Source organism: Cupriavidus sp. FW305-F7 (genome assembly GCF_058782875.1).
Window position 1 is genome coordinate 80,547 of sequence record NZ_JBYSYC010000028.1, and the last position, 14,486, is coordinate 95,032.

Consider the following 14,486-nt stretch of genomic DNA (forward strand, 5'->3'; position numbering starts at 1 on the left):
CGCTCGGTAGGGCACGACGTCTTTGACATGCTCATCAGCCCAGTGTGGTTTCACAGAAGGGCCGTCCGGCCTTGCTACGGCGAAATGGAGGCGGTGTCAATCCGGCAACAGCGTAGCACCGTCTTATCGCATCTTCGTGTAGGCTCGCCACCAAATCACCTTATGCTATCCGGTGCGATTTCCATGGCGCGACACTTTCAATTTGTGGCCCGGGCCGTCTGCGTCGGCGCCATCATTGTGGTCGTCGCCATCGTCTCCCGGCAAGTATATCTGCGCAGCACCGCGGAGGCTGATTATGGCGGCGCTGATGAAGAACCCGCGACAATGATGTTGATCCGCTGCGAGACCATGCACGACCGTCTGCAGAATCGTCGGCACAGTTTGGCTGTGGATGCCGACGAGTGGCCACGCGCTCGTTGTCGAGAGTCTTGAACTCGGCGAACGCTCGATCTAGCTGCCAGTTAACCTTTGCCTGTGTTGCGTTGCTGCGCTGTCCGTTCCCGGTCGTCCCGCAGCATTTTGGGCTTGCTTCGTGGACGCTGGGCATCGCGTAGGAGAGTTGGCTGCTACCGAATGGTGCAATGGATTGGGCCGCAAAGAGATCGGCCAACATCGGAGACGCAGCTCAGGCGATAATTAGCCATTCAGCTGAGGGCACGAACTATTTGACAGTCCACAGCCGTACTGCGGGCCAAGCTATTGCACCCTGAATCTCTTGCGGAATAGTACTCGTCAAGCTGGAGTGGAAGCGACCGAAGGTGCGTACGTGCAACCGTACCAGCGGCGCGTTGGAAGTCGAGCATCGCGCTCAATAGGCTCCTTGGTCTCAGTCCATCACCGCAATTTCGATGTCTCTGTTGAAGCGGGACGTACTTTGGTCCCGGTCCGATCGTCTGTACCCGATCTTCAGCGCGCCTTTTTACTGCGACCGCGTAGGTGCTACCGCCCCTAGTCGCTCCCGCAGGAACTCGATAAAGCGCTGCGTCTTCGCCGGTAGCAGCCGGGTTTCGGTGATCGCATAAACGGGCATCGGAGTGCCGTGCCATGCTGGCATGATGCGGCACAGCCTTCCGCTGCCCAGTTCATCGGCAACGATTTCCTCGGGCATCAGGACGATGCCCATATCTAGCGTCGCCAGGCGGCGGATCATGCCAACGCTGTTTAGCGTAAACCGGCCACCAACCGACACCGTGGTGGTCCGCTTCCCGTCTTGCAACGTCCACGATCCCGTCTTCAGGATACCCAGGCACTCATGCCGAGACAGGTCGGCGGGCTTATTTGGCTCGCCGGATCGCTCAAGGTAGCCGGGCGAGGCATAGAGGTAAGGCGTAAGCGAGGCCAGCGTCCTTGCGATCAGTTGCGAGCTTTCGGACTCTCCCATGCGGATCGCCACGTCAAAGGGTTCGCTGACTAGGTCGACCCGTCGCGGCGTCAGGTCGAAGTCGAAGGTGATGCCGGGATAGAGGCCGGCAAACTCGGCGATCAGGGGCGCCAGGTAGGTCACGGCGAAATCCACTGGCAACGATGCGCGCAGCACGCCGCTGGGCTGGGCCACCATTTCGCCGAGCTGCTCGTGCGCGAGCCGGGCTTCATCAACGATGCGCTTGCAGCGCTCGAAGTAAATCTGGCCTGCCTCCGTCAGTTCGATCTTGCGGGTCGTGCGATGCAGCAGGCGCAGCCCGATCGCCTTCTCTAATCCGCTGATGCGCCGCGACAGTGTCGAGTTCGGCACTCCCATCGCCTCTGCCGCATTGCGAAAGCCCTTGGCTTTGACGACCTCAACGAATAAGGCCATGTCATTCAACAGCTCCATCACACTGCTCCACAAATGGATCAATGTTCTCCAAATTACCATATTTATCCCGAATGAGGATCGCGCGATGATGGCTCCATCCACTCCAGCAGAGAAATTTCCTCGTGAGCAAACTGTTCGATCCCATCCGCGTCGGCCGCTACACCCTGCAAAACCGCCTGGTCATGGCACCGATGACCCGCAGCCGTGCCCAGTACGACGGCACGCCGGGAGAGCTGGCCGCCGAGTATTACGCCCAGCGCGCCAGCGTCGGCCTGATCGTCACCGAAGGCACCCAGCCCTCGGACGACGGGCAGGGCTACCTGACCACCCCGGGTATCTACACCGAAGCGCATGTTGCCGGCTGGAAGCAGACCACCGATGCCGTGCATGCCAGGGGCGGCCATCTCTTCATCCAGCTGATGCACGCCGGCCGCATGTCGCACCCGGATAACACGCCGCATCACCGGCAGGGCGTCGCGCCGTCGGCCATCGCCCCGGGCGCGCCGATGTTCACGGCCACGGGCATGCAGGACATTCCGGTGCCGCGTGCGCTTTCCACTGAGGAAGTGCGCCAGACGGTCCAGGACTTCCGCGACGCAGCCCGTCGCGCGATCGAAGCCGGCTCCGATGGCGTCGAAATCCATGGCGCCAACGCCTACCTGATCCAGCAGTTTTTCGCCACAAGCGCGAACACGCGTATCGATGAATACGGTGGCGCGATGGAGAACCGCGCACGCTTCGCCATCGAGGTCGCCACCGCGATCGCCGAAGAAATTGGCGCGGACCGCACCGCGATCCGCCTTTCGCCGGGCACGGCGATGTGGGGCATCGACGAAGGCGCCGAAGGGCCGGACCTGTACCGCTACCTGGTCGCCGAGCTCGACAAGCTGGGGCTGGCCTACCTGCACGTCATGCACCAGGGCAACGAAGCGCTGCTGACCGATCTCCGCGAGCTCTGGCATGGCACGCTGATTTTGAACCGGCCGGGCCGCCCGCGCGAGCAGGTCGGAGCCGACCTGGCGAAGGGGCTGGCCGACCTGGAGGCCTACGGCCAGATGGTGCTTGCGAACCCGGATTTAGTCGCACGGCTGAAGCACAGCGCGCCACTGAACGAGGCGGACCGCAATGGCTTCTTCGGCGGCACAGCGCAGGGCTACATCGATTACCCGACCCTGAGCGAAGCCCAGGGCGCCTGAGGTAAACATCATGCCCGTCATTGCCCCGCTGCAGCGCGCCAACCACGGCAGCCACTTCCGGGCCTATGGCCTGCGCGGCGTGGCCGCGCTGATCGATCCCTTCCTGGGGGTCGATCACGCCTGGATGAGCGCGCCGACCTTTCCGCCGCATCCCCATGCCGGCTTCTCGGCAGTGTCCTACCTGTTCCTCGATTCGGAAACCGGCATCGACAACCGCGACTCGCTCGGCACCCGCAACCTGATCCGACCCGGTGGCCTGCACTGGGCGACAGCCGGGAGCGGCATCGTCCATGAGGAAGTGCCGGCCGAGGGCGGCAAGACTGTCCATTCGCTGCAGATCTTCGTCAACCTTGCCCCGGAGCGACAGCGCATCGCGCCGTTTGCACTGAGCCTGGAACCACAGGATGTGCCAGTGGTGCAGTTGCCGGGCGCCAAGGTGCGCGTGCCGGTGGGAAGCTTCCGGGGCGCACGTTCCCCGCTAACGCCGCCGACCGAAGTGACGATGCTCGACATCTCGCTGGAGGAAGGTGCCGAACTGGCCTTGCCCGTCTCAGCTGGCCATTGCGCCTTCGTCATGCCGATCTTCGGCACGGCGACGGTAGACGGCCAGGACTTCGGGCACAACGATTTGAAACTCCCTGTCTTTCCGGCGCAGGCCACGCCCCACGCGATCACGCTTCAAGCCTTCCACGGCAGCGCCAAGGTCATGCTTTTTGCCGGCCCGCCGCTGCACTCCACTGCAACCTGACTACGAAGGAGTCTTATCATGGCTTTTGAACGCTTCACCGGCGATAACGCCGCGCTTCTGCTCATCGACCATCAGGTGGGCACCATGGGCTGGGTACATTCCATTCCCTTCGAAGAGATGAAGCGCAACGCGCTGATGCTGGCCAAGACTGCGAGCATCCTCAAGATGCCGGTCGTGCTGACCTCCAGCATGGAGGAATACGCACAGGGCCCGCTGCTGAGCGAACTGGAAAGCATCCTGCCGGATGAATTCGCCGCGCGCATCAAGCGCGTCGGTATCGTCAACGCGATGGATGACGAGAACTTTGCTGGGGCCGTCACGGCGAGCGGGCGCCGCAAGCTCATCATCGCCGGCGTCACCAACGACGTCTGCACGGTATTTCCGGCACTGAGCCTGGTGCGCGATGGCTATGAAGTGCAGGTGATTGCCGATGCCGGCGGCTCGCCGAGCAAGATCGGTGACGACATGGCCCTGCGCCGCATGGAGAAGAATGGGGTCACGCTCTCCAGTACGAACCAGGTGATTGCTGAGCTTGCGGGCAGCTGGAGCACGCCGGAAGGGATGCGGATCGTGCAGGAAGTGATCATGCCCGCATTGCAGGGCTAAGAGAGCGCGCACCTCTGGCGTAGCCACAGGTGCTGCTCTAAAAGTCCAGCCATTCCCGGACAGGCGCAAACAAGTCGGGTTCCAAGCCCGCCGTCATTCCGAAATCAAATAGTCAGAATCCAGAACATTTGCTTTGCGGTAGCGAACGCCCTGCGTACATTGATCAGCAGCCGCCTCCGGTACATCCGACCCCAGTTACCGGACGCAACATTACGTATTGATTGGTTGGCCTGGTCACGGCAGGAACGCCGTGCATGGCAACCATCGCGAGCCCGGCGCTGTCAGGAGACCCGATGATACCCAAGCCGCATGGCACAGACGAAGCACGACAGCGCCTGGTGCGCGTGGCAGCCCGTGCCATAGGCCGCGCAAATCTTGCCCATGCCTATGGCCACTGCAGCCTTCGCACCGGGCCAGACACCTTCCTGGTCGGCGCCCCGAAACCGATGGGACTGGTGGCACCAGGCGACCATGGCACGGAAGTCCGCATCAGCGAAGAACTGCCCGGTCACGTTCTCGGTGAAGTGCGCATCCATCAGGAGATCTACCGGCGGCGCCCCGACGTTGGCGGCATCGTGCGGAGCATGCCCCAAGCGCTGATGGCACTGTCTGCAGCACGGCTGACGCCGCGTTGCCTTCACGGCCTGGGTGCCTATTTCTCGCCGGGCGTTCCGCTGTGGGATGACCGCCAGCTCGTGCGTACTTCAGAGAAAGCCGCGGCCGTGGCGGACGTGCTCGGCGTGGCAAACGCCGTGGTTTTGCGCGGCAATGGCGTGGTGGTGGCCGGCGCTTCGCTGGAGGAGGCGGTTGTCCTGACCTGGTACCTGGAAGACGCTGCGCGCCTCGACCTGGCGCTGCGCGCAGCCGGGCTGGACGCGCCGGCAACGCCGATGACTGAAGACGAAGCCGCACAGCGAGCCACGCGAGGCGGCAGGATCTTCGAGCGCATGTGGGAATACCTGACGGCGGGCGATCCTGAACAGCAAGCCGGAGACAAGACCTAGCCCGTATATCAACAAAACGAGGCGGAACCATCTGCCCGAAGGAGGAGACATGGAAGCCAGGCAAGTTGTGAACATCGAGGACATTATGGACCAGAGTCCCTTGTCTCGGTTTCAGATCATCGTACTGTCGATGTGCGCGCTGATCGTCGCGATCGACGGTTTTGACACTGCGGCCATCGGATATATCGCACCAGCGCTGCGCCAGGAGTGGGGCCTTTCCCTGGCCGCCCTGGCGCCTGCGTTCAGCGCCGGCCTGTTCGGCCTGATGTTTGGTGCCTTCCTGATCGGGCCGTTGGCGGACCGGTATGGACGCAAGCGCGTCATGCTGTGGGCCGTAGCGATCTTCGGCATCGGCACAATCGCCTCGGCGGCGGCGAATTCGCTCGAGACACTGGTGGCGCTGCGGGTTTTTACCGGCCTGGGCTTGGGCGCAGCCATGCCGACATCGATCGCGCTCACGTCGGAATTCGCGCCGAAGCGGCACCGGATGTTCCTGGTGACCCTGAGCTTTTGCGGATTCAGCGCCGGATTCGCGCTCGGCGGGGAACTCGCCGCGCGCCTGATCGAACACTACGGCTGGCGTAGTGTGCTGCTGGTGGGCGGTGCGGTGCCCCTGGCGCTATTGCCCGTGCTGGCGCTAGCCTTGCCGGAATCCGTGCGGTTCCTGGCGATGCAGCCGGACAGGCAGCAGACCCTGCAACGGCTGTTAAAAAAAATCTCTGGTGACACCCGTTGGCAGCAGTACTTGATCAGAACGGCTGGCAGCGAGCCCGTGAAGGGCGCACCTTTCCGCCAGCTACTTACGCGCGACTGGCGACGGGCGACGCTCAGCCTCTGGCTGGCCTATTTCTGCTCGCTATTCGTGTTCTACCTGTTGTCGAGTTGGCTGCCGACCATCATGCGGGAGGCAGGATACCCGATTGGAACCGCTGCGCGCATCGCGGCCATGGCGCCCCTTGGTGGCACGATCGGCGCACTACTGCTGGCGCGGCTGATGGACCGCTTCAATCCCTTCCTCGTGCTGGCGGCTGCCTATATCGGTTCAAGCGCAGCGCTGCTGGCCATCGGACTGACTATCCATTCGGTGGGCATGCTGGCAATCGTCGTGTTCTGCGCCGGTTTCGGCGCCGTGGGCGCACAGACTGGCATGAACGCGCTGGCTGCCACGCTGTATCCGACGCAGATCCGTGCCACAGGTGTGAGCTGGGCGCTGGCCATGGGTCGCGCCGGCTCCATCGTCGGGGCAATGAGCGGTGGCGTTCTGATGGCCTGGTTTGTCAACGCGCAGGCCTTGTTCCAACTGATCGCCGTTCCACCGGTACTTGGTGGCATTGCCCTCGCCTGTCTGTCAATGGCCAGGGGCGAAGCGGATGCCCGCCCGCAGGCCCAGGCGATGCCGCCGCATTACTGACTTTGTTTGGTTAAAAGACGCAATCCCATGAAAGACTTCAAGAACTTTATCAACGGTGAATGGGTCGGCACCCCTCGCCACTTCGAGGACCGCAATCCGGTCGATAACAGCGTGATCGGGTTCGTCCACGAAGCTGGCCAGGCCGAAGTCGATGCGGCGGTAGCAGCGGCGCGCGCCGCATTGACTGGCCCTTGGGGCCGCATGACGGTGGCCCAGCGGGTGGAATTGCTGCACGCCGTCGCCGACGGAATCAATCGCCGCTTCGACGAGTTCCTGGAGGCTGAGATCGCGGATACCGGCAAGCCCCGCTCGCTTGCCAGCCATATCGACATCCCGCGCGGCGCCGCCAACTTCAAGGTGTTCGCCGACCTAATCCGGAACGTGCCTACCGAGAGCTTCACCATGGCCACACCCGATGGCGGTGAGGCGGTCAACTACGCGGTGCGGGCACCGCGCGGTGTAATCGGCGTGGTATGCCCGTGGAATCTGCCACTGCTGCTTATGACGTGGAAGGTCGGCCCTGCGCTGGCGTGCGGCAACACCGTGGTGGTCAAGCCTTCGGAAGAAACGCCGGCGACCGCCACGCTGCTGGGCGAGGTGATGAACGAGGTGGGCATGCCACCCGGCGTCTACAACGTGGTGCATGGCTTTGGCCCGGATTCGGCCGGCGCCTTCCTGACGCAGCATCCCGGCGTGAACGGCATCACGTTCACCGGCGAAACGCGTACCGGCGAGGCCATCATGAAGGCGGCCGCCAACGGTGTGCGGCCGGTCTCATTTGAACTCGGCGGGAAGAACGCCGGCATCGTGTTCGCCGACGCAGACTTCGACAAAGCGGTGACCGGCATCGCGCGCTCCGCCTTCGAGAATAGCGGCCAGGTCTGCCTCGGAACGGAGCGGGTCTACGTTCAGCGTTCCATCTTCGACCGATTCGTCGCCGCGCTCAAGGCAAGGGCAGAGGGGCTTAAGCTCGGCCGACCCATGGAACCCGGGGTCACGCTCGGCCCGCTGGTCTCGCTGGAACATCGCCAAAAGGTGCTGTCCTATTACCGCAAGGCCGTGGAGGAGGGCGCCACGGTTGTCACCGGTGGCGGCGTGCCCGAGATGCCGGATGCACTGAGCGAAGGAGCATGGGTGCAGCCGACGATCTGGACCGGGTTGCCGGAAAGCGCGACGGTGATCCGTGAGGAGATCTTCGGCCCGTGCTGCCATGTCGCGCCGTTCGATAGCGAGGAAGAGGCGATCCGGCTTGCCAATGACACGCCTTACGGGCTCGCCGCCACGGTGTGGACCTCCGACCTCGGCACGGCGCACCGCATGGGCAGCGGGCTGGAAGTCGGTGTCTGCTGGATCAATGCCTGGTTCCTGCGCGACCTGCGCACGGCGTTCGGCGGCGCCAAGCAGTCGGGCATCGGGCGTGAGGGCGGGGTGCATTCGCTCGAGTTCTACACCGAGTTGCGCAACATCTGTGTGAAGCTGTAAGGTCCGCCATGCAAAGCGAACAACTGCGCGAAATCGGCGCGAGCCTGCACCAGGCCCTGCTTGGCCGCGAACCCGTTGCACCGCTGACCGACCGCTGGCCGGAACTGACGATCGACGACGCCTACCGCATCCAACTCGCCATGGTGCAGCACCGGCTCGATGCTGGTGAACGTGTGGTCGGCAAAAAAATCGGCGTAACCAGCAAAGTGGTGATGGACATGCTGGACGTGCGCCAGCCCGATTTTGGCCACCTGCTCTCCGGCATGGTCTACCCGGAAGGCGCGGCCATTGCGACCAATACCCTGATCGCGCCCAGGGCCGAAGGGGAAATCGCCTTCGTACTGAAGGATGACTTGCAAGGGCCGGGCGTGACGAATGCCGACGTGCTGCGCGCCACTGCCTATGTACTGCCTTGCTTCGAGATCGTCGACTCGCGCATCCGCGACTGGAAGATCCGCATCCAGGACACCGTGGCCGATAACGCATCGTCCGGCGTTTTCGTGCTGGGCGATGCCGCTGTGGATCCGCGCGGCATTGACCTCGCCACCGTCGGCATGACTCTGGAGAAGAACGGCGAGATCGTGGCGACTGGCGCCGGCGCCGCGGCACTGGGCCACCCGGCCAATGCCGTGGCCTGGCTGGCCAACACACTTGGCCGGCTTGGCATCGGGCTGAAAGCCGGCGAGGTGATCCTGTCAGGCTCGCTCGCCCCGTTGGTGCCGGTGCAGGCCGGCGACCAGTTGCGGATTACCCTGAACGGCGTCGGCTCGGCCGGCGTGCGCTTCGTCTGAATTCCCAAGGAACAAGCATGACGCTGACACAAGACACCATCCTGAAGCTGGCTGAGCACCTGGAGAACGCTGAGCTGCAGCGGGAGGCGGTCACCAAGATCACCGACGCGCACCCGCAGATGGATTGGGAAGACGCCTACGCGATCCAGGATGCGATCCGCGCCCGCAAAGAGGCGCGCGGCACGCGCGTCACGGGCTTCAAGATGGGGCTGACCTCGTTCGCGAAGATGCGGCAAATGGGCGTGAGCGAGCCGGTCTACGGCTTTCTCACTGACTATGGCGCCTGCATGGACGGCGCCGCCATCGATACCGCAACGCTTATCCATCCCAAGGTCGAGGCTGAGATTGCCTTCGTGCTGAAGCGCTCGCTCAAGGGGCCGGGCTGCCATATCGGTGACGTGCTGGCGGCGACCGACTTCGTGATACCGGCTGTAGAGGTGATCGATTCCCGATACGAGAATTTTCGCTTTGACCTGAAGAGCGTGATTGCGGATAACACCTCTGCCGCGCGCTTCGTGACCGGCGGCGCTGCGCTGGGGGTGGCAGGACTCGACCTCAAGAATCTCGGCGTGGTACTGGAGAAAAATGGCGAGATTGTCGTGACTGCTACCGGCGCCGCTGTGCTGGGGCATCCGGCCAACAGTGTCGCCATGCTGGCGAACATGCTGGGCGCACGTGGCCGTGAGCTGCCTGCCGGCGCCTTCATCATGACCGGGGGCATCACTGAGGCAATAGCAGTCGAGGCGGGTGACAACATCACCGTGCGATACCAGCACCTTGGCGCGGTGTCGATGCGATTCGTGTAGGCCACAAATGACGAGAGACGCAAAAAAATCCAAAAGGCGTCCCGAAGAACCACGGAGGAGACAGAAACAGATGAGATGGCTTTCCGTCGCGGGAGTCCTCGCCACGGCGTTCCCAGCATTTGCCCTTGCACAAGGTAGTGTCACGGCATATGGCGTGGTGGACACGGGTGTGGCGTTCGTCAATGGGGTCGGAGCGGGTCGGGATACCCAGGTATTCATGCCGACGCTAACCGGCACGGTGCCATCGCGTTGGGGGCTGCGCGGGACGGAGGACCTGGGTGGCGGCAACAAGGCCATCTTCTGGCTGGAGTCCGGCTTCGCGCCCGACAGCGGTGCATCGAACCAGGGCGGACGCCTGTTCGGCCGTCAGGCACTTGTTGGCCTCTCAGGTGGCTGGGGTCAAGTTGCGCTCGGGCGCCAGTACACGATGCTGTTCTGGGCCATGGCCGAGCCGGACATGCTCGGCCCCAACATCTTCGGCTCGGGATCCCTCGACAACTACATCCCCAATACGCGCGCAGACAACGCGGTTTCCTATAAAGGCAAGTTCGGCGGCTTGACCGTTGGTGCGACTTACAGCTTTGGCCGGGACGGCGTCAACGCGGGGCCGAGCCCCGCGGGCACCAACTGCGCCGGCGAGAACCCGGCGGACAAGCGTGCATGCCGGGAATGGTCCGCACTGCTGCAGTACGACACGGGGCGCTGGAGCGTCGCGGCAGCGTACGATTCGTTACGTGGCGGTCCCGGCGCCTTTGGCGGGATGAGCAGCAGCTCACTAACCGACGACCGCCTCTCCGTGAACGGCTACTTCATGGTGGGAGACGCGAAGATCGGCGGGGGATGGTTGCGTCGGGACAACCGTGCTAGCACGACGCCGCGCAGCGATCTGTACTACGCCGGCGTCTCGTATCCGGTCACCTCCACATTCAGCGTGGACGCCGAGGCATTCCATCTCCGCTATCACCATAGCGCGAACAAGGCATGGCTGTTCGCGGGCCGCGGTACCTATTCTTTCTCCAAGCGCACATCCGTGTATGCGACGGCGGGGTATATCGACAATCGCGGAACCCTAGCATTGTCTGTCAATGCCGGCCAGGCCGGTAAGCCCACGACACCCGGAGGAAATCAGTTAGGCGCAATGATCGGGATGAAACACATTTTCTAGGGGATAAACTGGAAGAAGGCGGCATATACGGCAGTAATGAATATGCCATGCTTTACCAGCTTGACGCTACCTGCCTAACGGCCTTCCGCTCAGCGTGAATCCTTGATCTTCTGCGCTACGAACGCCTGCTGTCGGCATGACGGCAGGCATCGTGCCGCCTGATCATCTGCATTTCCTTGACCCATGGATCGTCATCATTTTCGTTAATAGCGACAATCAGGAATATTAGCTTTCGAATGGCATTTGCCTGTCGCTAATATTTAAAGCACAAAGACGCGGAAGTGCTGACGCGTCAATCAAATCGAGGCGCTCCTTCTGCAGCGCTAATTCTGGAGGCAATCACGGTGAAGAAGATCAAGTGTGCGCTGATCGGTTCCGGCAATATTGGCACCGATCTGATCTACAAGATCAGGCGCAGTCCGGTACTGGAACCGGTATGGATGGTGGGAATCGACCCCGAATCGGAAGGCCTGGCCCGGGCCCGTGAGCTAGGCCTGAAGACCACCGCCGAAGGCATCGACGGATTTCTGCCGCACGTGGCGGCAGACGAGATCCAGATCGCCTTCGATGCGACCAGTGCTTATGTGCATGAGGAAAACAGCCGCAAGCTCAATGCGCTCGGCGTGATGGTGATCGACCTTACCCCTGCGGCCATCGGTCCGCTTTGCGTCCCGCCGGTCAACCTGCACGGACTCACGCAGGACGGGGTCATGAACGTCAACATGATTTCCTGCGCCGGGCAAGCGACGATCCCGATGGTCTACGCCGTGTCGCGGGTCCAGCCCGTGGAGTACGGGGAAATCGTGGCAAGTGTGTCGTCCAAGTCGATTGGCCCGGGCACGCGCAAGAATCTGGACGAATTCACTTACACCACCTCCGGCGCCATCGAGCGCGTCGGTGGCGCGGAACGAGGCAAGGCACTGGTGGTGATCAATCCGGCAGAACCGCCCGTGATCATGCGAAACACCATCTACTGCCTGACCAGGACGGCGCCGGACGAACAGAAGATCACCGAATCCGTCATGGGCATGATCGTCGAAGTGCAAAAGTACGTGCCGGGCTATCGGCTGGTGAACGGACCGGTATTCGATGGCAACAAGATTTCCATCTATCTCGAAGTCAAGGGGCTGGGCGACTACCTGCCCACCTACGCCGGCAACCTCGACATCATGACCGCGGCGGCAACACGTACCGCGGAGCTGTTTGCCGAGGGCATTCTCGCAGGCACCACGAAAACGCGATCCATTCAGGCCGAGGAAGTGTGATGAGCCATCTGAAAGGCAGAAAAGTCCTTCTCCATGATATGTGCTTGCGCGACGGCATGCATGCCAAGCGCCACCAGATCAGCATCGAGCAAATGGTGAAGCTCGCGACCGCGCTGGATGAGGCGGGTATCCCGCTGATCCAGGTCACCCATGGTGATGGCCTGGGCGGCTCCTGCGTCAACTTCGGCTTCGGCCTGCATACCAACGAGGAGTATCTCTCGGCGGTGGTGCCGCAGCTGAAGCAGGCCAAAGTGTCCGTGCTGCTCCTGCCCGGCCTGGGTACGATGAAGGATCTCCAGTCAGCGCGCGAGTGCGGCGCCCACAGCGTGCATGTCGCGACCCATTGCACGGAAGCGGATGTGGCCGAACAGCATATCGGCTTCGCCCGCAAGTTGGGCATGGACACCACCGGCTTTTTGATGATGGCCCATATGAATTCGCCAGAAGGCCTGGTGAGGCAGGGCAAGCTGATGGAGTCCTACGGCGCGCAGACCATCTATGTGACGGACTCCGCCGGCTACATGCTGCCGGAGGACGTCAAGGCCCGTATCGGCGCCTTGCGCGCGGCGCTGAAGCCGGAGACCGAGATTGGCTTCCACGGCCACCACAACTTGGGCATGGGGATTGCCAACTCGATCGCCGCGATCGAGGAAGGCGCGAGCCGCATCGACGGTTCCGTCGGCGGGCTGGGCGCGGGTGCCGGCAATACGCCATTGGAGGTTTTTGCAGGCGTATGCGAACGGATGGGCATCGAGACTGGGGTCAACCTGTTCAGGCTTGTCGATGTGGCCGAGGACATTGTGGTACCGATGATGGACCACGCGATCCGGGTCGATCGCGAGTCCTTCACGATCGGCTACGCGGGCGTGTATTCCACGTTCCTCCTGTTCGCCAAACGCGCCGCCGCGCGCTATGGCGTCCCCGCCCGCGACATCCTGCTGGAGCTTGGCCGCAAAAAGATGGTTGGCGGCCAGGAGGACATGATCGAGGACACCGCCATGACCATGGCGAAGCAGCGTGGCCTACTCAAGGGCGGATCTTCCCTTCAAGCGCTGCAGGCGCAGGAGGCCTAGCACATGCCGTTTGCACAGATCTACCTGCTGGAAGGCCGCAGCGAGGAACAGAAAGCCGCGGTCATCGAGAAAGTTACCCAGGCCCTCTGCGAGGCCGTAGGCGCTCCAAAGGAAAACGTCCGCGTCTGGATCCAGGACGTACCGAAGACCAACTGGGGCATCGCCGGAAAGAGCGCAAAAGAACTCGGGCGTTAAGCCCGGGCAGGAAACCGGGGCACCGACAGGACGGATGCCTCAGGTCATAAGAATGGAGACACCCAATGCTAAATCTGCACGATATCCGCTATGTGCGGCTCGGTACCAGGAATCTCGACGAGGCCGAGCAATTCGCTACCAGGATTCTCGGGCTCGAGCCAGTCAGGCGAGTCGGGAAGATGCTGTACCTGCGCTCGGATGCGCGGGACCACACGCTGTGCTATGTGGAGGGGGATCCGCGGGAGCAGACTGTCGGCTTCGAGGTGGCTTCGGGCGATGACCTCGACAGCGCCGGCGCGCTCCTGGAGAACAGCGGGCGCCCTGTCAGACTTGGCACGAGAGAGGAGTGCGAGCAGCGCGGTATTACCGCATTTCTCAACTTTTCCGACCCTTCGGGCACCAACTTCGACCTCGTCTGGCGTCCGCATGCCAGCGCCCGGCGCTATTTTCCGACCCGCGATGCCGGTATTACCGGTTTCAGCCATGTAGGTCTGTACAGCAGCGATCCGAAGCGGGACGAGCAATTTTGGACCGAGATCGGCGGTGCGCGAGTTAGCGACCGCATTGGCGATGCGCCGCTGCTCAGAATTAACCCGATCCATCACACCATGGCCTTGTTTCCGGCCAGCCACGGCGGTGTCCAGCATATCAACCACCAGGTGGAATCCGTCGACGACATCCTGCGTGCGTACTACTTCCTGAAGCAGAAGGGGGTTGAGATCCGGTTCGGACCTGGCCGTCATGCCACTTCGGGAGCTTACTTCCTGTACTTCGCTGGTCCGGACGGCATGACCTACGAGTATTCCTGCGGGGTTCGTCATTTTTCTGAAGATGATGAAAAAACGCATGTGCCCCGCCAATTCCCCGTCGAACCTGCTTCTTTCTGCATGCTTGGCGCCAGGCCCACGGGCATTACCGGGTTCGAAAGCTGAAGTGTGTTGTGTGCGCC

At 62.6% G+C, this 14,486-nt stretch carries 15 protein-coding genes; 14 read left to right on the top strand and 1 reads right to left on the bottom strand.

Going from position 1 to position 14,486, the window contains the following annotated elements:
* Nucleotides 1-183 precede the first annotated feature (183 nt).
* Nucleotides 184-432, top strand: coding sequence for a hypothetical protein (locus AC3WL8_RS24290; RefSeq protein WP_492378980.1), 249 nt, complete (start codon nt 184-186; stop codon nt 430-432).
* Between the two features lie 487 nt (nt 433-919).
* Here AC3WL8_RS24290 and AC3WL8_RS24295 read toward each other — a convergent pair whose 3' ends face one another.
* Entirely contained in the window at nt 920-1,813 is an 894-nt protein-coding gene (locus tag AC3WL8_RS24295; protein WP_492378981.1) for a LysR family transcriptional regulator, read from the bottom strand.
* Between the two features lie 104 nt (nt 1,814-1,917).
* Here AC3WL8_RS24295 and AC3WL8_RS24300 point away from each other — a divergent pair, with 104 nt between their 5' ends.
* The 13 genes from AC3WL8_RS24300 to AC3WL8_RS24360 all read left to right on the top strand — a co-directional run bounded on the left by AC3WL8_RS24300 (nt 1,918) and on the right by AC3WL8_RS24360 (nt 14,469).
* Nucleotides 1,918-2,991, top strand: a complete 1,074-nt coding sequence (locus tag AC3WL8_RS24300; RefSeq protein WP_492378982.1) for an alkene reductase — start codon at nt 1,918-1,920, stop codon at nt 2,989-2,991.
* Between the two features lie 10 nt (nt 2,992-3,001).
* Complete coding sequence (locus tag AC3WL8_RS24305) at nt 3,002-3,739, top strand: pirin family protein (protein WP_492378983.1); 738 nt, start codon at nt 3,002-3,004, stop codon at nt 3,737-3,739.
* A gap of 18 nt (nt 3,740-3,757) precedes the next feature.
* Complete coding sequence (locus tag AC3WL8_RS24310; RefSeq protein ID WP_492378984.1) at nt 3,758-4,345, top strand: isochorismatase family protein; 588 nt, start codon at nt 3,758-3,760, stop codon at nt 4,343-4,345.
* Between the two features lie 254 nt (nt 4,346-4,599).
* Nucleotides 4,600-5,349: a class II aldolase/adducin family protein gene (locus AC3WL8_RS24315; RefSeq protein ID WP_492378985.1), complete on the top strand. Its 750-nt coding sequence runs from the start codon at nt 4,600-4,602 to the stop codon at nt 5,347-5,349.
* 49 nt (nt 5,350-5,398) lie between these two features.
* Nucleotides 5,399-6,760, top strand: coding sequence for an MFS transporter (locus tag AC3WL8_RS24320; RefSeq protein WP_492378986.1), 1,362 nt, complete (start codon nt 5,399-5,401; stop codon nt 6,758-6,760).
* A gap of 27 nt (nt 6,761-6,787) precedes the next feature.
* Nucleotides 6,788-8,242: a 2-hydroxymuconic semialdehyde dehydrogenase gene (locus AC3WL8_RS24325; RefSeq protein WP_492378987.1), complete on the top strand. Its 1,455-nt coding sequence runs from the start codon at nt 6,788-6,790 to the stop codon at nt 8,240-8,242.
* Between the two features lie 8 nt (nt 8,243-8,250).
* Nucleotides 8,251-9,033, top strand: coding sequence for a 2-oxopent-4-enoate hydratase (gene dmpE, locus AC3WL8_RS24330; protein ID WP_492378988.1), 783 nt, complete (start codon nt 8,251-8,253; stop codon nt 9,031-9,033).
* Between the two features lie 17 nt (nt 9,034-9,050).
* Entirely contained in the window at nt 9,051-9,839 is a 789-nt protein-coding gene (gene dmpH / locus AC3WL8_RS24335) for a 2-oxo-3-hexenedioate decarboxylase (protein WP_492378989.1), read from the top strand.
* Nucleotides 9,840-9,909: 70 nt separating this feature from the next.
* The gene (locus tag AC3WL8_RS24340; RefSeq protein ID WP_492378990.1) at nt 9,910-11,004 is read left to right on the top strand and encodes a porin; all 1,095 of its coding nucleotides are present in this window, start codon (nt 9,910-9,912) and stop codon (nt 11,002-11,004) included.
* 344 nt (nt 11,005-11,348) lie between these two features.
* Nucleotides 11,349-12,269, top strand: a complete 921-nt coding sequence (locus tag AC3WL8_RS24345) for an acetaldehyde dehydrogenase (acetylating) (protein ID WP_492379013.1) — start codon at nt 11,349-11,351, stop codon at nt 12,267-12,269.
* Nucleotides 12,269-13,342: a 4-hydroxy-2-oxovalerate aldolase gene (gene dmpG, locus AC3WL8_RS24350; RefSeq protein WP_492378991.1), complete on the top strand. Its 1,074-nt coding sequence runs from the start codon at nt 12,269-12,271 to the stop codon at nt 13,340-13,342. The genes AC3WL8_RS24345 and dmpG overlap by 1 nt, the downstream gene beginning before the upstream one ends.
* 3 nt (nt 13,343-13,345) lie before the next feature.
* Nucleotides 13,346-13,537, top strand: a complete 192-nt coding sequence (gene thmT / locus AC3WL8_RS24355; protein ID WP_492378992.1) for a 2-hydroxymuconate tautomerase — start codon at nt 13,346-13,348, stop codon at nt 13,535-13,537.
* A gap of 65 nt (nt 13,538-13,602) precedes the next feature.
* The gene (locus AC3WL8_RS24360; protein WP_492378993.1) at nt 13,603-14,469 is read left to right on the top strand and encodes a VOC family protein; all 867 of its coding nucleotides are present in this window, start codon (nt 13,603-13,605) and stop codon (nt 14,467-14,469) included.
* Nucleotides 14,470-14,486 lie beyond the last annotated feature (17 nt).